This is a genomic window from Acidovorax sp. GW823-FHT05D11 (genome assembly GCF_058795695.1).
This window is the reverse complement of the sequence record NZ_CM179502.1, coordinates 1,204,036-1,221,758: the sequence shown is the minus strand read 5'-3', so window position 1 is coordinate 1,221,758 and position 17,723 is coordinate 1,204,036. Positions and strand designations below refer to the sequence as shown.

The following is a 17,723-nucleotide window of genomic DNA, read 5'->3' as shown; positions in this document are numbered from 1 at the left end:
GTGCTCCTTCAAGCCTTCTTGTCTTCACCGATCAGCAGGCGCGTCTCGGTAAGGTACATGTGGGGGGGCACTTCGAGGTTGTCGGGTGCGGGCTTGTTCTTGAAGACGCGGCCGGCCATGTCGAACGTGGAGCCGTGGCAGGGGCACAGGAAACCGCCCTTCCAGTCGTCGGGCAGCGACGGCTGGGCGCCGGGCTGGAACTTGTCGGAGGGCGAGCAGCCCAGGTGCGAGCAGATGCCCACGCCCACGAAGATTTCCGGCTTGATGGAGCGGGCTTCGTTGCGCGCGTACTCGGGCGTGAGTTCGGAAGGCTTGCGTTCAGACTTGGGATCCGCGAGCTGGCCATCGAGCTTGGGCAGCTCGGCGAGCTGCTCGGGCGTACGCTTGATGATCCAGACGGGCTTGCCGCGCCACTCCACAGTGACTTTTTCTCCGGGCTTGAGGGCGGAAATATCCACCTCGACGGCAGCACCGGCGGCTTTGGCGCGCTCGGAGGGCTGAAAAGTACTCACGAAAGGTACGGCGGTTGCCACGCCGCCCACCGCACCAGCACAGCCGGACGCGATCAGCCACGTCCGTTTGCTGGAGTCGATTGGAGTGTCACTCATGGGGATCCTCGATGAACATCGCTAGATTGGGGTCAACCGCGAATTGTAGCGGAGTGAAAATGGTTATTTCAAAGTGAGGGACTGTCTTGACAGGCCACCGCTCCGGGCAATACTCCGGGATCGCCATTCACACAAGGAGCACAACATGGGGATGATGCAGGAGTTCAGGGAGTTCGCGGTCAAGGGCAATGTGATTGACCTCGCCGTGGGCGTCATCATTGGGGGGGCCTTCGGCAAGATCGTGGACTCGGTCGTGTCGGACCTGATCATGCCGGTGGTCGGGCTGGTGTTCGGCAAGCTCGATTTTTCCAACCTGTTCGTGGTGCTGGGCACAGTGCCGCCGGGCACCGCCATGACGCTGGACGCCCTCAAGAAGGCAGGCGTGCCGGTGTTTGCCTACGGCAACTTCCTGACCGTTGCCGTCAATTTCATCATTCTGGCGTTCATCATCTTCATGATGATCAAGCAGATCAACCGCCTCAAGCGCGAAGCCCCCGCTGCCCCCGAAGCCCCGGCCGCGCCACCGGAAGACATCGTGCTGCTGCGCGAGATCCGGGACAGCCTGAAGAGATAGCCCCCTGAGGCGCTGCGCGCCTCCCCACGGGGGACGCGCCCGGTGGCCTGGCAAAGCCGGCTCCACGGGTGCGCTGCCGTGAGGTGCACCGGTTTCGCGGGTGGCGCTGGTTTGGTGCCACTCTCTCGATTGCTATATAAACAGTAGCATTCAGCGCTTTACCATCAAGCGCCAGCGTGCAATTCACTCACACAGCGCCCGCGCCATGCGCACCGCCTCGATGAGGCTCGCGGCGTCGGCCACGCCCTGCCCCGCGATGTCGAACGCCGTGCCATGGTCGGGGCTGGTACGCACCAGCGGCAGGCCCAGGGTCACGTTCACGCCCTTGTCCACGCCCAGGTACTTCACCGGGATGAGGCCCTGGTCGTGGTACATCGCGACAACCACGTCGAACTCGCCAGCGCGCGCGGGTGTGCTGCGCGCACGCATGAACACCGTGTCCGGCGCGAACGGGCCGTGCACGTCCAGGCCCTGCGCCCACGCCGCGGTAATGGCCGGTGCAATCACCTCCACTTCCTCGCGCCCGAACAGCCCGCCCTCGCCCGCGTGGGGATTGAGCCCCGCCACCGCCATGCGCGGCGCGCGGCCCAGGCTGCGCGCCAATGCGGCGTGCGTGATCTGCAGGGTCTGCAGCACATTGCCTGGCGTGACCGCGTCGATGGCGTCGCGCAGCGACACGTGGATGCTGACCAGCACCGTGCGCAGCTCGTCGCTGGCGAGCATCATGCGCACGGGCATCTGCGCCAGTGCCACGCCCTGGTGCGCAGCGGCCTCGGCCTGCAGCAGCTCGGTATGGCCCGGGAAAGCGACGCCGGCGGCCGACAGCGCCTCCTTGTGCAGCGGCGCCGTCACCAGGCCCGCCACCTCGCCCCGGAGCGCTGCCCGCGCGGCCCAGACCACGCTGTCGGCCGCCGCCCGCCCCGCCTCGGCGCTGATCCGCCCCCAGGGCTGCGGTCCCGGGATGCCGGGCAGGGCCAGCACCGGAATGCAGCGGGGAGGCATCGCCAGGGCCTGCGCCGCCGCCGCGATCTGCGCCACCGGCACGGCCGGAACGCCGGGGCGCACGATGGCCTGCGCCGCACGGCGCAGCGTGGCGACGTCGCCCACCACGAAACAGCCCTGCAGGTCCTGGGGCGCATCGCGGAAGGCCTTGGCGACGATCTCGGGGCCGATGCCTGCGGGATCGCCTTGGGTGATGGCCAGTGGTGTCATGGGGATGGAATGGAAATGGAATCAGCGTCCAGCGCCGGAGGGAAAAGCGCCAAATGCTATTGATTAAATAGCAATATCACCAAAAGGCTTCGCGGCCCTCAGGCCGGGTTGGGGATTTCGATGAACACATGCTCCAGGCCCAGTTGCCCGGACACGTGCGCGGCGACGGCCGGCGCTCCGTAGCGCTCGGTGGCGTGGTGCCCCGCCGCGATGAAACACACGCCCATCTCGCGTGCCAGATGGGCCTGGGGCTCCGAAATCTCCCCGGTGATGAAGGCATCCGCCCCCGCGGCAATCGCTGATTCGAAGTAGCCCTGGGCGCCGCCCGTGCACCAGGCCACGCGGCCCAGAGGCTGCTGCCGCTGCGCGCCCGCCGCCTCGGGCTGCACGAGGGTCACGGCCCGTCCCAGTGCCCGGGCCACGTGGTCGGCCAGCGCCTGGCCGTCGGCGAAGGCCGCCGGCGCGGAGAATCCCAGGTCCTGCTCCCCGAACCGCGCATCGGCGGCAAGGCCCAGCACGCGCCCCAGCTGGGCGTTGTTGCCCAGTTCCGCGTGCGCATCCAGCGGCAGGTGGTACGCGAACAGGTTGATGTCGTGCGCCAGCAGCAGCTGCAGCCGCTGCTTCATCCAGCCCGTCACCCGGCCGTCCTGGCCACGCCAGAACAGGCCATGGTGCACGAAGATGGCATCGGCCCGCTCGCGGATGGCCGCCTCGATCAGGGCGCGGCTGGCCGTCACGCCACTCACGATGCGGCGGACTTCGGCCTTGCCCTCGACCTGCAGGCCGTTGGGACCGTAGTCCTTGAAACGCTCGGGCTGCAGCAGGCTGTCGAAGGCCTGCAGAAGGTGGGTGCGTGAAATGCTCATGCGGCTATTGTCGCGCGCGCCGGCGGTCCCAGTTGGGGGACAATGTGCCCGCAGAGGCGGCCAGGGCCTGCCGTGCAGGCCGAAAGCCCCAGCCCCACACCCCCTTCCGCCCCTTCCTCATCGGTACAGAAGAATTTCATGAAGCGCATCTGGTTGCTGTTTTCCCAGGCCGTGACGGTGTTCGTTGCCGCCTATTTCGTCGTCGCCACGCTGCAGCCGAGCTGGCTGGGCCGGGGCGCCACCACGCGCTCGGGCGCGGGCATCGCGCTGCTGGAGGCTCCCGCGACCACCGCCAGCCCGCAGCCAGCGGCGGGAAGCTTCAGCGCTGCCGCGCGCCAGGCCGCGCCCGCGGTGGTCAGCATCAATACCAGCAAGGCCGTGCGCCATCCGCGCAGCAACGACCCCTGGTTCCAGTTCTTCTTTGGCGACCAGGGCGCGCAGGCGCAGGCCGGGCTGGGCAGCGGCGTGATCGTGAGCCCCGACGGCTACATCCTGACCAACAACCACGTGGTGGAGGGCGCCGACGAGATCGAGGTGACGCTGACCGACAGCCGCCGCGCCCGCGCCCGCGTGATCGGCACCGACCCCGACACCGACCTGGCCATCCTCAAGATCGAACTCGACAAGCTGCCCGTCATCGTGCTGGGCAACTCGGACGTGCTCGCCGTGGGCGACCAGGTGCTGGCCATCGGCAACCCGTTCGGCGTGGGCCAGACGGTGACCAGCGGCATCGTGAGCGCGCTGGGCCGCACGCAGCTGGGCATCAACACCTTCGAGAACTTCATCCAGACCGACGCGGCCATCAACCCCGGCAACTCGGGCGGCGCGCTGGTGGACGTGAACGGCAACCTCATGGGCATCAACACCGCGATCTACTCGCGCTCGGGCGGCAGCATGGGCATCGGCTTTGCGATCCCCGTGTCCACCGCGCGGCTGGTGCTGGACGGCATCGTGAAGGACGGCCAGGTCACGCGCGGCTGGATCGGCGTGGAGCCCAACGAGCTCTCCCCCGAGCTGGCCGAGACCTTCGGCGTGAAGGCCACCGAAGGCGTGATCATCACCGGCGTGCTGCAGGACGGCCCTGCGGCCCAGGCCGGCATGCGGCCCGGCGACGTGATCGTGCGCGTGGATGGAAAAAACGTGGGCAATGTGTCCGAACTGCTGACCGCCGTGGCGGGGCTCAAGCCCGGAACCGTGGCCCCGTTCAACGTGCAGCGCGGCGACAAGCTGGTGGAGCTGAGCATCAACCCTGGCGTGCGCCCAAAGCCGAGAAAGAGGTAACAAGCCCCGCGCCGCCGCGCGGCGCCCTCAACGGGGACGCCGCGGACGGCCCGGCGAAACCCGCGTTCCATGGCCCCGGGCTGGCTGCGCGCCAGTTCCCACCGATGGCCACGCAGCTGCGGCCGCGCTGCGGCGCACTATCAAAAAAATAGCTGCCAACGCTTGACGGACAAGCGCTGGCAGCTATTTTTATCTGGATATTCCTTGCGGAGCAGGAGACCCGGGGCTCCCGGTGCAACCCCGCCTTCCAGCGCGCCACGGCGGCGCGCCGATCGATCAGGACGACGCGGAGGCGGATTCCTCGGTGTCCTCAGGCGCCTTGGTGTGCTTGATGAAGATCTGCGCGGCCCAGATGCCCACTTCGTACAGCAGGCACATGGGCACGGCCAGCGACAGCTGCGAGACCACGTCCGGCGGCGTGACGACGGCGGCGATCACGAACGCCAGCACGATGAAGTAGCCGCGGAACTCGCGCAGCTTCTGCACGCTCACGATGCCCATGCGGGCCAGCACCACCACGGCGATGGGCACCTCGAACGCCAGGCCGAACGCGAGGAACATCGACAGCACGAAGCTCAGGTAGGCCTCGATGTCTGGCGCGGCCGTGATGCTCTTGGGCGCGAAGCTCTGGATGAACGCAAACACCTGCCCGAACACGAGGTAGTAGCAGAACGCCACCCCGATGAAGAACAGCAGCGTGCTGGAGACCACCAGCGGCAGCACCAGCTTCTTCTCGTGCGAGTACAGGCCCGGCGCCACGAAGGCCCACACCTGCCACAGCACGAAGGGCAATGCCAGCAGGAAGGCCGACATCAGCAAAATCTTGAGCGGCACCATGAACGGCGAGATCACCGAGGTGGCGATCAGCGTGGCGCCCTTGGGCAGGTGGGCCACCAGCGGCGCCGCCAGGAAGTCGTACAGCGCGCCAGGGCCGGGAAAGAAGAACAGGATCGCCGCCGCGATGGCGATGGCAATGAGCGCCTTGACCAGCCGGTCGCGCAGCTCCATCAGGTGCTGCACGAAGGGCTGCTCGGTACCGGCCAGCTCGTCTTCTTTGGAGGGGGTTTCGGACATATTGGGTTTTCAGGGGCGTGGAGGCCGCCCATGCAGCGCGCACGGCACGCCGCGCCGCATCGTCGTCATCAATGGAATTTCTGGGGGCGGTAGCGCGCGACGCGCGCCGCGCCGGACTGCGCCTTCGTGCGCACGCCACTGCGGGACTTGTACCACTGGGGCACCGCGCCCCGCTTGAGGCGCCAGTTCTTGCCAGGGTGCTTGTAGGCCGGCACCACGGGCGCCTGCGGCTCGTGCAGGTCGGCGTTGCTGGTCTCCGTGGCCGAGGCCCAGTCCTTCTCGAACTCGCTGGCGCTGGTCTGGATGGAGTTGTGCACGTCGCGTGCGGCGGTCTCCACCGTGTCCTTCATTTTCTTGAGCTCATCGAGCTCCATGGACCGGTTCACCTCGGCCTTGACGTCGGACACGTAGCGCTGGGCCTTGCCCAGCAGCGTACCCACCGTGCGGGCCACGCGCGGGAGCTTCTCCGGCCCGATGACGATGAGTGCCACCGCGCCGATCAGCGCCATCTTGGACAGGCCAATATCAATCATGGGTCAGGCGAAAAGGCATGCGGGGGCCGGTGCGGACGGCGCGCTCAGCTCTTTTGCTTGGCTTCGACATCGATGGTGGTCTTGTCGGCCGCCGGGTTGTTGGCAACCTGGCCTGCGGGAGGGGTGGCGGGGGCATCGGCCGAACCGTCCTTCATGCCGTCCTTGAAGCCCTTGACGGCGCCCCCGAGGTCGGAGCCCATGTTCTTGAGCTTCTTGGTGCCGAACACCATGACGACGATCAGCAGCACGATCAGCCAGTGCCAGATGGAAAAAGAGCCCATGGAATATCTCCTAACGAATTGCAGTCATTTTAGACGGGGGCCGCGACCGAAGTCCGACGCCCTTGCCCGCCAGCGGGAAACTATCGGCACGCGCCGTCAGCCTGGTTCAGCCTTTGAGCCACGGGCGGGGGCCGCCCATCACGTGAACATGCAGGTGGTGGATTTCCTGCCCGCCTTCAAGCCCCGTGTTTACCACGACGCGAAAGCCACCCTCGGGGTACGGGTTGCAGCCCTGCTCCAGGGCCAGCCGGGGCGCCAGCGCCATCATGCGCCCCAGAACTCCCGCATCGTCTGCGGTGACCTGCGCCATCGAAGGGACATGCCGCTTGGGCACCATCAGAAAGTGCACCGGCGCCCAGGGGTGGATGTCGTGGAAGGCGAAGATCTCCTCGTCCTCATAGACCTTCTTCGAAGGAATCTGGCCCGCGATGATCTTGCAGAAAAGGCAGTTCGGATCGTGCATGAGAAAAATGTCGGTACGAAGTTAACAGTTCACCGGGCGCTGCTCAACCCCAAGCCATTGCCACCGGCGCGTCCCAGGCCAGCGCCACCGTGGAACTGGCTCCGCCAGGCCACGGGTGGCGTCCCCCCGAGGGGGAAGGCGCCACAGGCGACACAGGAGGCTTCACGCATTGTCAGCGATCTTGATGGTCGGGCGCACGCCCACATCCTTGCGGTGCGCATGCAGCCATTCCTGTCCGGCCGTGCGGCCCAGGGCGAACAGCTTGCGCACGAAGGCCAGGTCCGCGCGCATCTTGCTGTCGGCGCCGAACGGGGCCAGCACCGAGCCGCCGTCGATGCGGTGCATGCGCACGCTCTTGTAGCGGCGCGGGTCGAGCTTGCCCTCGGCGAGCAGGCGGCGCACGAACTCGATGGCGCGCATCTCGGCCAGCAGGCTGGCGTTGAAGGTGACCTCGTTCATGCGTTCCATGATCTCGGCGCCGGAATGCGGCAGCTCCAGGTGCTCGATGGGGTTGATCTGCACGAGCAGGATGTCCGAGGCCTCGGTCTGATAGATCAGCGGGTGCAGCGCGGGGTTGCCCGAGTAGCCGCCATCCCAGTAGTGCTGGCCGTCGATCTCCACGGCCTTGAACATCAGCGGCAGGCAGGCCGAGGCCATCACGGCATCGGCGCTGAGCCTGGAGCCCGAGAAGATCTCGCCCCGCCCCGTGCGCACGTTGGTGGCGCAGACGAACACCTTGGGCCCGCCCGCCGCGCTGCTGGCGCGCCGCGCGGTGCACAGCAGGTCGAAATCCACCTCGCGCTCCAGCAGGCGGCGCAGCGGGTTGATGTCCAGCGGGTTGGTCTGGTAGGGCGACAGCCACTGCCGCATCAGCCCCATCATGGGGTTGGCGGCCGACAGCGGCGAACCCCACATCAGGCTGCCCAGCGTGCCCACGCCTTCCCACAGGCGGGTGAGCGTCTCGCGCGCCTGCTGGCAGCCCGCCAGGTGGGCTTCGTGCGGGTCCTTGTGTTCGTGTGCGGCCTTGGCAAAGCCGTGTGCCAGGGCCACGGCGTTCATGGCTCCAGCGCTGGTGCCACTCACGCCCTCGAAGTGCCACTGCCCGTCCTCGAGCAGCGCATCCAGCACGCCCCAGGTCAGCGCGCCGTGCGAGCCGCCGCCCTGCAGGGCCAGGTTCAGGCGGGGGAGCGGCGCGCCAGGCTCAGGCATCCACGGCCTGGTTCTTGCTCATGGCCAGCATGCCGCGCACGATGCGGTACAGGAACCACAGCGAAATGACGCCCCAGGCGATCCAGCCCGGCGCGATCAGCAGCAGCCACAGCGGCGACGTGACCGCGTACAGCACGCCGGCCCACAGCACGGACCGGATGCGCCAGGAAAAATGGTTGGCCTGCCAGGTGCCTTCGGCATCTCCGCGCTTGACCAGATCCAGCACCAGCGCAATCAAGAGCAGCACAAGGCTGCCCTGCGCCCCCGGAAGGACGGCGCCCACCGCCACGATCAGGTGCAGCACATAGCTGACCCAGCCGATGTTCTTGAGGCCCTGCGCCTTCTGGCTGGTGGTCTGCACGTCGACGATATCGTTCATGGGGAACCCTCCTGGGTGGCGCGCGCAACGGCCTTGCGCAAGGCTTTTTCCTCGATGCCGCTGGTGCCCTCGCGGCGCTCCAGCTCGGCCAGCACGTCGGCGGGCGTGAGGCCATAGTGGGCCAGCGCCACCAGGGAGTGGAACCACAGGTCCGCCACCTCGTAGACGAGCTTGGACTTGTCGGCGCCGTGGTCCACGTCCTTGGCGGCCATGACGACCTCGGTGGCTTCCTCGCCGATCTTCTTCAGGAACGCGTCCGGCCCCTTGTGCAGCAGGCGCGAGACGTAGCTCTTCTCGGGATCGCCGCCGTTGGCCGGCTTGCGGCTTTCAATCACATCGGCCAGGCGTGCGAGGGAATCGTTGGAACTCATGGCTCTTACTTGTAGATGGATTCAGGGTCTTTCAAGACCGGATCGACCGCCTGCCAGGCGCCATCCTTGAGCACGCTGAAAAAGCAGCTGTGGCGGCCCGTGTGGCAGGCGATGCCGGGCTCGTGGCCCAGCTGGGTCACCTTGAGCAGCACCACGTCGTTGTCGCAGTCCAGGCGGATTTCATGCACCGTCTGCACGTGGCCGGACTCCTCGCCCTTGAACCACAGCTTGCCGCGCGAGCGGCTGAAATACACGGCGCGGCCGAGCTCCGCGGTTTTCTCCAGCGCCTCGCGGTTCATCCACGCAAACATCAGCACGTCGCCCGTGCCCTGCTCCTGCGCGATCACGGGCACCAGGCCCTGCGCATCCCATTTCACTTCGTTGAGCCAGTTCATGGGCGGGATTGTCGGCGATTTGGATCGCCGGGAACGTGCGTGCCCCCGGATTTACTCAGTCTTTTGAGCATCTGGCGCTTTTCCATCAAGCGCCGACAGCTATTTTTTTAATAGCAATTGCTTCACAGCCGCACGGGAATGCCGCGTTCGGCCATGCGCGCCTTGGCCTGGCCCACGGTGTATTCGCCGTAATGGAAGATGCTGGCTGCCAGCACCGCGTCGGCTCCACCGGTCTGGATGCCGTCTGCCAGGTGGTCGAGGTTGCCCACGCCGCCCGAGGCGATCACGGGCACGCCCACGGCGTCGCTCACGGCACGCGTGAGGGCGAGGTCGAAGCCGGACTTGGTGCCATCGCGGTCCATGCTGGTGAGCAGGATCTCGCCGGCGCCCCGGCGCGCCATCTCGGCGGCCCAGGCCACGGCATCCAGGCCCGTGTTCTTGCGCCCGCCGTGGCTGTACACGTCCCAGCCCTCTCCCACGGCCCGGCCGTTGGCGCCGGTGCGCTGGGCGTCTTCTGGCGAGCGGCGCTTGGCATCGATGGCCACCACGATGCACTGCGCGCCGTACTTGGCCGAGACGGCGTCGATCACCTCGGGGTTGGCGATGGCGGCCGAGTTGAAGCTGGTCTTGTCGGCGCCCGCGTTGAGCAGGCGGCGCACGTCCTCGACCGTGCGCACGCCGCCGCCCACGGTGAGCGGGATGAACACCTGGCTGGCCACGGCCTCGATGATGGGCAGGATCAGGTCGCGGCCATCGCTGGTGGCGGTGATGTCCAGGAAGGTGAGTTCGTCGGCGCCCTGCGCGTTGTAGCGCGCGGCGATCTCGACGGGGTCGCCCGCATCGCGCAGTTCGACGAAGTTGACGCCCTTGACCACGCGGCCTCCGGTGACGTCGAGGCAGGGGATGATGCGTTTGGCAAGCATGTCAGTCAGCGATTCGTGGATGGGGCGTTGCCGAGGCCAGCGGACGCCGTGGAACTGGCTTCGCCAGGCCACTGGCGTCGTCCCCCTTGGGGGAAGCGGCGCAGCCGCTCAGGGGGGTTATCCATTCAACTCGTCGGCGCGCGCCTGCGCTGCCGCGAAATCAAGGTCGCCGCTGTAGATGGCGCGGCCGCAGATCACGCCTTCGACACCCTCTTCCTCGACGGCGCACAGCTGTTCGATGTCGGCCATGTTGGACAGGCCGCCCGAGGCGATCACCGGGATGGAGAGCGACTGCGCGAGCTTCACCGTCGCGTCGATGTTGATGCCCGAGAGCATGCCGTCGCGGCCGATGTCGGTGTAGATGATGGACTCGACGCCCCAGTCCTCGAACTTCCTGGCCAGGTCCACGACCTCGTGGCCCGTGAGCTTGCTCCAGCCGTCGGTGGCGACCTTGCCGTCCTTGGCATCCAGGCCCACGATGATGTGGCCGCCAAAGGCGCTGCACGCGTCCTTCAGGAAGCCGGGGTTCTTGACCGCCGCCGTGCCGATGATCACGTAGCGCAGGCCGCCGTCGATGTATTTCTCGATGGTGTCCAGGTCACGGATGCCGCCGCCGAGCTGCACCGGGATGTCGTCGCCCACCTCCTGGAGGATGGACTTGATGGCGGTGTAGTTCTTGGGCACGCCCGCGAAGGCGCCGTTCAGGTCCACCAGGTGCAGGCGGCGCGCACCGGCATCCACCCACTTGCGCGCCATGGCGGCAGGGTCTTCTCCGAAGGTGGTGGATTGGTCCATATCGCCTTGCTTGAGGCGTACGCAGTGGCCGTCCTTGAGGTCGATGGCGGGGATGAGCAGCATGGTGGTGAAGTTCGGGAGGAAAAGGGCGAGGCAGGGCTCGGCCCGAACGGGTTGGATTAGGGATTCCAGTGCAGAAAATTGCGGTACAGGGCCAGGCCGTGCTCCGCGCTCTTTTCAGGGTGAAATTGCGTGGCGAAAATATTATCGCGCGCAACGGCGGCGGCGAACACACCGCCGTAGTCCGCCTGCCCCGCGCAGTGGGCCGCGTCTCGCGGCACCGCATAGAAACTGTGCACGAAGTAGAAGTAGCTGTGGTCGGGCACGCCGGCCCACACCGGGTGCACCTTGCCCCCGTGCGGAACCTGGCGCACCTGGTTCCAGCCCATCTGGGGCACCTTGTAGCGGCTGCCGTCGGGCTGGGTGCGGCCCGCCAGGTCGAACTTGCGCACATCGCCGTGGATCAGCGACAGGCCGGGCGTTCCTCCATGGGGGCCCTCGGCACTGTGGTCCAGCAGCATCTGCATGCCCACGCACACGCCGAACATCGGCTTGGCGGCGGCCGCTTCGAGCACGGATTCCTGCAGGCCGGATTCGCGCAGCTCGCGCATGCAGTCGGGCATGGCGCCCTGCCCCGGCAGCACGATGCGCTGCGCCGCGCGCACGTCCTCGGGACGCTGCGTGACGACCACGGTCCAGCCGGTGCCCTCTGCGGCGGCCTGCACGGCCTGCGACACCGAGCGCAGGTTGCCCATGCCGTAGTCCACGACCGCAACGGTTTTTGCTTCCATATTCATAGCTATTGGCGCTTATTCATCAAGCGTTAGCGCTTGATCTGGCTCAAAAATTTCACAAGGAGCCCTTGGTGGACGGAATGACGCCCACCGAGCGCGGATCGCGCTCCAGCGCCGCGCGCAGCGTGCGCCCGAAGGCCTTGAAGATGGTCTCGCACTGGTGGTGGGCGTTGATGCCCTTGAGATTGTCGATGTGCAGCGTGACGCCCGCGTGGTTCACGAAGCCCTGGAAGAACTCGTACACCAGCTGCGTATCGAGCTGGCCGATGCTGCCGGCCGTGAACTTCACGTCGATGTGCAGCCCCGGGCGGCCCGAGAAATCCACCACCACGCGCGACAGCGCTTCGTCCAGCGGCACGTAGGCGTGGCCGTAGCGGCGGATGCCCTTCTTGTCGCCCACGGCGCGCGCAAAGGCCTGGCCCAGCGTGATGCCCACGTCTTCCACCGTGTGGTGGCCGTCGATGTGCAGGTCGCCTTCGCAGTCGATGTCGAGGTCGATCAGGCCGTGGCGGGCGATCTGGTCGAGCATGTGGTCGAAGAAGCCGATGCCGGTGGAAAGCTTGGCCTGGCCCGTGCCATCGAGGTTGATGCGCACACGGATGCGCGTCTCGGCGGTGTTGCGGCTGACCTCGGCGATGCGGTCGGCCAGGGGATCGGGTGTTGCGGAAGTGACGAGTGCGGAGGAAGTCATAGGGAGGCTTGCAGGGCGGCCAGCATCTGCGCGTTGTCGGAGGCGGCGCCCACCGTGAGGCGCAGGCAGTTGGCCAGCAATGGGTGCATTGTAGAAACGTTCTTGACCAGGACCTTGCGGTTTTTCATGCCCTCGTACGCCCGGGCGGAATCCGCCACGCGGATCAGGATCATGTTGGCCTCGCTGTCCCAGCATTTTTCGATGCCGGGCATCTGCCGCAGGGCCGCCAGGAGCTTCGTGCGCTCGGAGCGGATCTCGGCGGCCTGCCCGGCGAACACGTCGGCGTGCTCCAGCGCGAACAGCGCGGCCTCGCAGTTGAGCACGCTCACGTTGTAGGGCGGGCGCACCTTGTCGATCTCGCTCACGAACGCGGCGGGGCCGATGAGGTAGCCCAGGCGCACGCCCGCCAGGCCGAACTTGCTGAGCGTGCGCATCAGCAGCACGTGGGCGTTGCGGGCGGGCTCGGCCCGCATGCGGTCGATGAAGGTGCGGCTGGCAAAGGGCTGGTAGGCCTCGTCCATGACCACGATGCCGCCCTGCGCGCCCGCGGCGTCGACGATGCGCTGCACCGCGCCCTCGTCCCACAGCGTGGCCGTGGGGTTGTTCGGGTAGGCGATGTAGGTGATGGCGGGGTTGTGCTGCGCGATGGCGGCCAGCATGGCGGGCTCATCCAGCTCGAAATCGGGCGTGAGCGGCACACACACAAAATCCAGGCCCTGCAGTTGCGCGGACAGCGGGTACATCACGAAGCCCGGCATGGGCGCCAGCATGGTGGCGCGCTGGCCCGTGCCGGGTTGCGCGCAGGCCAGGGCCAGCAGGGTGATGAGCTCGTCCGAGCCGTTGCCCAGCACGATGCCGTAGCCCTCGGGCAGGCCGGCGTATTGGGCCAGCGCGGCCTTCAGGTCCAGCAGGCGGTCGCCTGGGTAGCGGTTGAGCGCGACCGCGCCCAGGCGCTGGCCCAGCGCGGCCTGCAGGTGCGCGGGCAGGCGGAACGGGTTCTCCATCGCGTCCATCTTGAGCATGCCGGCGGAAGGCTGCACGCCGTAGGCGTGCATGGCGCGCACGTCGGGGCGGATGCGGGCCAGGGCCTGGAGGGGAGACGACGCGGGAGTAGTCATTCGGTGGTGTCCAGTTCGTTGGGGGTGATGAGAAACGGGTTGATGGGGCGCACGGCGTCCAGGGGCTCGCCGTGCGGCAGGGCTTCGGTCAACAGGTAGCGGCAGCCCTGCTGGTGGGCGGACGAGAGGATGAGCGCATCCCAGTAGCCCAGGCGGTAGCGGTCCTGCAGGTCCCAGGCGCCGTCCACGGTGTAGGAGTCCAGGTGCGGCGGCAGCCACACGCGCAGGCGGCGCACCTGGGCGCGCACCTGCTGCAGCACCTGCGGGCCGTCAAAGCGCTGGATCGCCTGGTTGTACAGCTCGTTGAGCACCTGCGAGCTGATGCGGCCGCTGCGCGTCTGCCAGCAAAAGCTGATCCATTCGCGGGCCCGCGCCTGGCGCTCGGCGTCGCGGTCGTCCACGCTGGCCAGCAGGATTTCGGTATCGACAAAGATGGGGACGGTGCTCATGGGTATTGCACCGCTCAGCGCAGAAACAGGGTCTCGCGGGGCACGTACGGTCCGCTGGACGCGCCCCAGGATTCGAACCCCAGCGCCTCGCGCATGGCCTGGGCGTAAGCGTCTTCCTGGCGCATCTTTTCGGCCAGCCATTCCCCCAGCAGGCGCGAGACGCTGCTGCCGCGCCTGGCGGCTTCCACGCGCACCCATTCGGCGACGGTGTCGTCCATGGTCACGGTGATGTTTTTCATGGCTGAAATATTACACGAACTTCGTGCGCCACGAACTTCGTGTTGTTTTTTGGGCGGTTACGCGGCCTTGAGCTGTGTCCCTGCCCGCAGCATCTGGCACGCCATGTCGCCCACGGTGCGCAGGGCCGCCAGATGGGCAGGCGACCAGTCACCGCCCACGCCAATGCGCAGGCAGTTGCGAAACCGCCCGCTGGCGCTGAACACCGTGCCGGGCGCGATCAGGATCTGCTGCGCCAGGCAGGCCTCGTGCAGCTGCACCGAATCGAGCGCGCGCGGCAGCTCCAGCCACAGCAGCAGCCCGCCGGGCGGGTCGCTCACCCGGGTGCCCTGCGGAAAGTGCGCGGCGATGATGCGGCGCACCTCGTCCATGCGCGCGGCCACGGCCGCGCGCAGCTGGCGCATCGCGGCGGCATGGCCGGCCTGGGTGATGAGGTCGGCCAGCGCCAGCTCCAGCACGGCCGACTGCCCGCCCGCCTGCAGGTCCTTGATGGCGCGCAGCTTGTCGGCCCAGCGCCCGGCCTCCAGCCAGCCCAGGCGCAGGCCCGGCGCCAGCGTCTTGGAAAACGAATCGCACAGCATCACGTGGCCCGTGGTGTCGTACGACTTGACGGTGCGGCGCATCTCGTCCACCTCCACGAGGTCGTTGTAGATCGCGTCCTCGATCACCGCCATGCCATGGCGCGCCGCCATCTGCGCCAGGCGCTTGCGTTCGGCCTGCGGCATGCAGCTGCCCAGCGGGTTGCTGAGCGTGGGGACGATCATCACGGCCTTGACCGGCTGGGTTTCCAGCGCCAGCTGCAGCGCATCCAGCGACAGGCCGTTGCGCGGGTGGGTGGGAATCTCCAGCGCCTTGAGGTGCAGGCCCTGCAGCACCTCCAGAAAGGAGAAATGCGTGGGCGACTCCAGCGCCACCACGTCGCCCGGCTGGGTGACGGCGCGCAGGCACAGCGCAATGGAGTCCATGCAGCCGCCGGTGACCACAATGTTCTCGGGGTCGAGGCTGCAGCCCAGGCCCACGGCGTAGCGCGCGATGGCGCGGCGGGCGTCTTCGTGGCCCGAGGAGCTGGGGTAGGTGCACAACAGGTTGCGGTGGCGCTGCGCGGCGCGCACCACGGCGCGGCGCACGCGGTCGGGGTTGAACAGCTCGGGGCCGGGCGTGCCGCTGCTGTACGAGATCATGTCCACCGGCTGGTTGCGGCCCAGGATGCGCTGGCCCAGCCAGTCCACCGACACCTCGCGCGGACGGCGCAGGGGGCGCGGCGTGCTGGGCTCGGGCAGGCTCACCGGTCGCGCCGCGACGAAGAAGCCCGAGCGCGGGCGCGCGGTGATCAGGCGCGCATCCTCCAGCCAGTGGTAGGCCTGCACCACCGTGGTCTGCGCCACGGCATGCTGGCGCGCCAGCTCGCGCACCGACGGCAGCTTTTCGCCGCGCGCCAGGGTGCCATTGCGGATCAGCTGCGCGAGCTGCTCGGCGATCTGCAGGTACAGCGGGGGTGCGTCATCGGTGGCCATGCTGCATTCTGTACTGGCACCCTGGCCGGAAGACAGTACAGAGGCGGGCCAGTACAACCAGTACAGATGGGCTGGTACATGGTTCTGTACTGGCCCAGATGGTCCATGCCTGTGGCTGGCGGCGCACGGCGGGTGGCCGCACAGTGAAGGCATGAACTCGCTGCACACCCCCACCCTCCCGTCGCCCGCTCTGCCGACCCAGCCAGCGGTCCCGCTCACCCTGCAATGGAAGCGCCAGCCGCTGCCGCCGCTGCAGGCCGTCCAGGTGCTGGACTTCCGTGCGGGCGACATGGCCCTGCTCGAAGTGGAACAAGGCCGCGTGTGGGTGACCTGCGACGGCCTGCTGGAAGACTATTTCCTGGAGGCCGGCCAGCGCCTGTCGTTCACCGGGCCCGTGCGGCTGCGCGTGAGCGCCGAAGGCCACCGGCCCGCCCGCCTGAACTGGGCGAAGCACCGGTCCGTGGCAGGGGCCGCCTGCCCGCCCGCCCCCGCTGCAGCCTCTCAGCCCAAGGCGACGGCACCCGCGCCAGGCACCCTGCCACGGGGTGCGATCAGCGCGGCTTGAGGGACGTCGTCAGCCGCATCTCTGCGGCTTGCGCGTGGGCCTGCAGGCCCTCGCCGTAGGCCAGCTCGGCGGCGATGGTGCCCAGCACCTGGGCACCGGCCTCGCTCACCTCGATGAGGCTGCTGCGCTTCTGGAAGTCGTACACGCCCAGGGGCGACGAGAAGCGTGCGGTGCCGCTGGTGGGCAGCACGTGGTTGGGGCCCGCGCAGTAGTCGCCCAGGCTCTCGGAGGTATACGCCCCCAGGAAGATCGCCCCGGCGTGGCGCAGCAGCGGCTCCCAGCGGTGCGGGTCGGTGCTGCTCACCTCCAGGTGTTCCGGTGCGATGCGGTTGCTGATGGCGCAGGCTTCTTCCATGTCCTTGGTGAGGATCAGCGCGCCCCGGCCGGTGAGGCTCTTGGCGATGATCTCGGCGCGCGGCATGGTGGGCAGAAGGCGGTCGATCTCGCGCTGCACGGCGTCGAGGTAGGCGGCGTCGGGGCACAGCAGGATGCTCTGGGCCAGCTCGTCGTGTTCGGCCTGGCTGAAGAGGTCCATCGCCACCCAGTCGGGCGGCGTGCTGCCGTCGGCCAGCACCAGGATTTCGCTGGGGCCCGCGATCATGTCGATGCCCACGGTGCCGAACACGCGCTTCTTGGCGCTGGCCACGTAGGCGTTGCCAGGGCCGGTGATCTTGTCCACCTTGGGCACGGTTTCGGTGCCGTACGCCAGCGCGGCCACGGCCTGCGCGCCGCCGATGGTGAAGGCGCGCGTGACGCCCGCCACGTAGGCGGCGGCCAGCACCAGTTCGTTGCGCTCGCCCTTCGTCGAAGTGCCCTCGCCCGTTCCACCGGTGGCCACGCTGCCGCGCACCGGTGTGGGCACGACCATGATGATTTCCTGCACCCCCGCCACGTGGGCCGGGATGGCGTTCATCAGCAGGCTGGACGGGTACGCGGCCTTGCCGCCGGGCACGTAGATGCCCACGCGGTCCAGCGGCGTGACCTTCTGGCCCAGCAGCGTGCCGTCCTCGTCGCGGTAGCTCCAGCTCTCGCCCGAGGCTTTTTTCTGCGCCTCGTGGTAGCTTCGCACACGTTTGGCGGCAGCCTGCAGCGCGTCGCGCTGGGCCTCTGGAATGGCGTCGAACGCGGCCTTGAAGTCGGCCTGGGTCAGCTCCAGCGCCGCCATATCGGGGGCCGAGAGGCCATCGAAACGGGCGGTGTACTCCAGCACCGCGGCGTCACCGCGCTTTTGCACGTCGGCCAGGATGTCGGCCACGCGCTGCTCGATGGCCGCGTCGGTGTCGGCCGACCAGTGCAGGCGGGCTGCGAAATCAGCCTCGAAAGTGGCCGCAGCGGTGGACAGACGGGCGGGAGCAGCTACCAGAGTCATAGTGTCAGTCAGTGGGTGGGGG

23 protein-coding genes are annotated in these 17,723 nt (G+C 67.9%); 3 read left to right on the top strand and 20 right to left on the bottom strand.

From position 1 onward, the window contains the following. Positions 1 to 8: 8 nt before the first annotated feature. The gene (petA, locus tag AC3RCE_RS05580; RefSeq protein ID WP_218293460.1) at positions 9 to 608 is read right to left on the bottom strand and encodes a ubiquinol-cytochrome c reductase iron-sulfur subunit; all 600 of its coding nucleotides are present in this window, start codon (positions 606 to 608) and stop codon (positions 9 to 11) included. A gap of 145 nt (positions 609 to 753) precedes the next feature. On the opposite strand from petA, the gene mscL reads away from it, so the two are divergent. After that, positions 754 to 1,182: a large conductance mechanosensitive channel protein MscL gene (gene mscL, locus AC3RCE_RS05575; RefSeq protein ID WP_218293459.1), complete on the top strand. Its 429-nt coding sequence runs from the start codon at positions 754 to 756 to the stop codon at positions 1,180 to 1,182. Between the two features lie 183 nt (positions 1,183 to 1,365). On the opposite strand, the gene pdxA is transcribed toward mscL, so the two are convergent. Together pdxA and AC3RCE_RS05565 are read right to left on the bottom strand one after the other, a co-directional pair. After that, complete coding sequence (gene pdxA, locus AC3RCE_RS05570; protein ID WP_492254693.1) at positions 1,366 to 2,394, bottom strand: 4-hydroxythreonine-4-phosphate dehydrogenase PdxA; 1,029 nt, start codon at positions 2,392 to 2,394, stop codon at positions 1,366 to 1,368. 98 nt (positions 2,395 to 2,492) lie between these two features. After that, positions 2,493 to 3,260, bottom strand: a complete 768-nt coding sequence (locus AC3RCE_RS05565; RefSeq protein ID WP_218293457.1) for a Nif3-like dinuclear metal center hexameric protein — start codon at positions 3,258 to 3,260, stop codon at positions 2,493 to 2,495. A 138-nt stretch (positions 3,261 to 3,398) separates the two neighbouring features. Here AC3RCE_RS05565 and AC3RCE_RS05560 point away from each other — a divergent pair, with 138 nt between their 5' ends. Continuing rightward, entirely contained in the window at positions 3,399 to 4,541 is a 1,143-nt protein-coding gene (locus AC3RCE_RS05560; protein WP_218293456.1) for a S1C family serine protease, read from the top strand. Positions 4,542 to 4,817: 276 nt separating this feature from the next. Here the strand turns inward: AC3RCE_RS05560 and tatC are convergent, their stop codons facing one another. The 16 genes from tatC to AC3RCE_RS05480 all read right to left on the bottom strand — a co-directional run bounded on the left by tatC (position 4,818) and on the right by AC3RCE_RS05480 (position 15,767). After that, a complete protein-coding gene (tatC, locus tag AC3RCE_RS05555) occupies positions 4,818 to 5,615 on the bottom strand; it encodes a twin-arginine translocase subunit TatC (RefSeq protein ID WP_218293455.1) in 798 nt (265 codons plus the stop codon). A gap of 68 nt (positions 5,616 to 5,683) precedes the next feature. Further along, a complete protein-coding gene (gene tatB, locus AC3RCE_RS05550; protein ID WP_218293454.1) occupies positions 5,684 to 6,148 on the bottom strand; it encodes a Sec-independent protein translocase protein TatB in 465 nt (154 codons plus the stop codon). A 44-nt stretch (positions 6,149 to 6,192) separates the two neighbouring features. Beyond that, complete coding sequence (gene tatA, locus AC3RCE_RS05545) at positions 6,193 to 6,429, bottom strand: Sec-independent protein translocase subunit TatA (RefSeq protein WP_218293453.1); 237 nt, start codon at positions 6,427 to 6,429, stop codon at positions 6,193 to 6,195. A 106-nt stretch (positions 6,430 to 6,535) separates the two neighbouring features. After that, the gene (locus tag AC3RCE_RS05540; protein ID WP_218293452.1) at positions 6,536 to 6,892 is read right to left on the bottom strand and encodes a histidine triad nucleotide-binding protein; all 357 of its coding nucleotides are present in this window, start codon (positions 6,890 to 6,892) and stop codon (positions 6,536 to 6,538) included. 162 nt (positions 6,893 to 7,054) lie between these two features. Continuing rightward, entirely contained in the window at positions 7,055 to 8,101 is a 1,047-nt protein-coding gene (locus AC3RCE_RS05535) for a patatin-like phospholipase family protein (RefSeq protein WP_492244184.1), read from the bottom strand. Further along, positions 8,094 to 8,480 carry a DUF4870 family protein gene (locus tag AC3RCE_RS05530; protein ID WP_218293450.1) on the bottom strand — a complete coding sequence of 129 codons (387 nt, stop codon included), beginning with the start codon at positions 8,478 to 8,480 and terminating at the stop codon, positions 8,094 to 8,096. The genes AC3RCE_RS05535 and AC3RCE_RS05530 overlap by 8 nt, the downstream gene beginning before the upstream one ends. Further along, on the bottom strand, positions 8,477 to 8,851 hold the full coding sequence (locus AC3RCE_RS05525; protein ID WP_218293449.1) for a phosphoribosyl-ATP diphosphatase: 375 nt from the start codon (positions 8,849 to 8,851) through the stop codon (positions 8,477 to 8,479). Before AC3RCE_RS05525 ends, AC3RCE_RS05530 begins: the two co-directional genes overlap by 4 nt. 5 nt (positions 8,852 to 8,856) lie before the next feature. After that, complete coding sequence (gene hisI, locus AC3RCE_RS05520; protein WP_218294405.1) at positions 8,857 to 9,255, bottom strand: phosphoribosyl-AMP cyclohydrolase; 399 nt, start codon at positions 9,253 to 9,255, stop codon at positions 8,857 to 8,859. Positions 9,256 to 9,368: 113 nt separating this feature from the next. Next, positions 9,369 to 10,169 (bottom strand): imidazole glycerol phosphate synthase subunit HisF, encoded by an 801-nt coding sequence (hisF, locus tag AC3RCE_RS05515; RefSeq protein WP_492244185.1) that lies wholly within the window; start codon positions 10,167 to 10,169, stop codon positions 9,369 to 9,371. A 117-nt stretch (positions 10,170 to 10,286) separates the two neighbouring features. Continuing rightward, complete coding sequence (gene hisA / locus AC3RCE_RS05510; protein WP_218340329.1) at positions 10,287 to 11,027, bottom strand: 1-(5-phosphoribosyl)-5-[(5-phosphoribosylamino)methylideneamino]imidazole-4-carboxamide isomerase; 741 nt, start codon at positions 11,025 to 11,027, stop codon at positions 10,287 to 10,289. Positions 11,028 to 11,083: 56 nt separating this feature from the next. Beyond that, entirely contained in the window at positions 11,084 to 11,761 is a 678-nt protein-coding gene (gene hisH, locus AC3RCE_RS05505; protein ID WP_492254692.1) for an imidazole glycerol phosphate synthase subunit HisH, read from the bottom strand. A gap of 52 nt (positions 11,762 to 11,813) precedes the next feature. Further along, the gene (hisB, locus tag AC3RCE_RS05500; RefSeq protein ID WP_218293446.1) at positions 11,814 to 12,449 is read right to left on the bottom strand and encodes an imidazoleglycerol-phosphate dehydratase HisB; all 636 of its coding nucleotides are present in this window, start codon (positions 12,447 to 12,449) and stop codon (positions 11,814 to 11,816) included. Beyond that, positions 12,446 to 13,567 (bottom strand): pyridoxal phosphate-dependent aminotransferase, encoded by a 1,122-nt coding sequence (locus AC3RCE_RS05495; RefSeq protein WP_492254691.1) that lies wholly within the window; start codon positions 13,565 to 13,567, stop codon positions 12,446 to 12,448. The genes hisB and AC3RCE_RS05495 overlap by 4 nt, the downstream gene beginning before the upstream one ends. After that, positions 13,564 to 14,016, bottom strand: coding sequence for a PIN domain-containing protein (locus AC3RCE_RS05490; RefSeq protein ID WP_218293444.1), 453 nt, complete (start codon positions 14,014 to 14,016; stop codon positions 13,564 to 13,566). Before AC3RCE_RS05490 ends, AC3RCE_RS05495 begins: the two co-directional genes overlap by 4 nt. 14 nt (positions 14,017 to 14,030) lie before the next feature. Continuing rightward, positions 14,031 to 14,255, bottom strand: a complete 225-nt coding sequence (locus tag AC3RCE_RS05485) for a hypothetical protein (protein WP_008905190.1) — start codon at positions 14,253 to 14,255, stop codon at positions 14,031 to 14,033. A gap of 57 nt (positions 14,256 to 14,312) precedes the next feature. Further along, positions 14,313 to 15,767, bottom strand: a complete 1,455-nt coding sequence (locus AC3RCE_RS05480) for an aminotransferase-like domain-containing protein (RefSeq protein ID WP_218293442.1) — start codon at positions 15,765 to 15,767, stop codon at positions 14,313 to 14,315. A gap of 151 nt (positions 15,768 to 15,918) precedes the next feature. On the opposite strand from AC3RCE_RS05480, the gene AC3RCE_RS05475 reads away from it, so the two are divergent. After that, a complete protein-coding gene (locus AC3RCE_RS05475) occupies positions 15,919 to 16,332 on the top strand; it encodes a DUF2917 domain-containing protein (protein WP_218293441.1) in 414 nt (137 codons plus the stop codon). Here the strand turns inward: AC3RCE_RS05475 and hisD are convergent. Next, positions 16,319 to 17,701: a histidinol dehydrogenase gene (hisD, locus tag AC3RCE_RS05470; RefSeq protein ID WP_492254690.1), complete on the bottom strand. Its 1,383-nt coding sequence runs from the start codon at positions 17,699 to 17,701 to the stop codon at positions 16,319 to 16,321. The two genes, AC3RCE_RS05475 and hisD, sit on opposite strands and share 14 nt — an antisense overlap. Positions 17,702 to 17,723 lie beyond the last annotated feature (22 nt).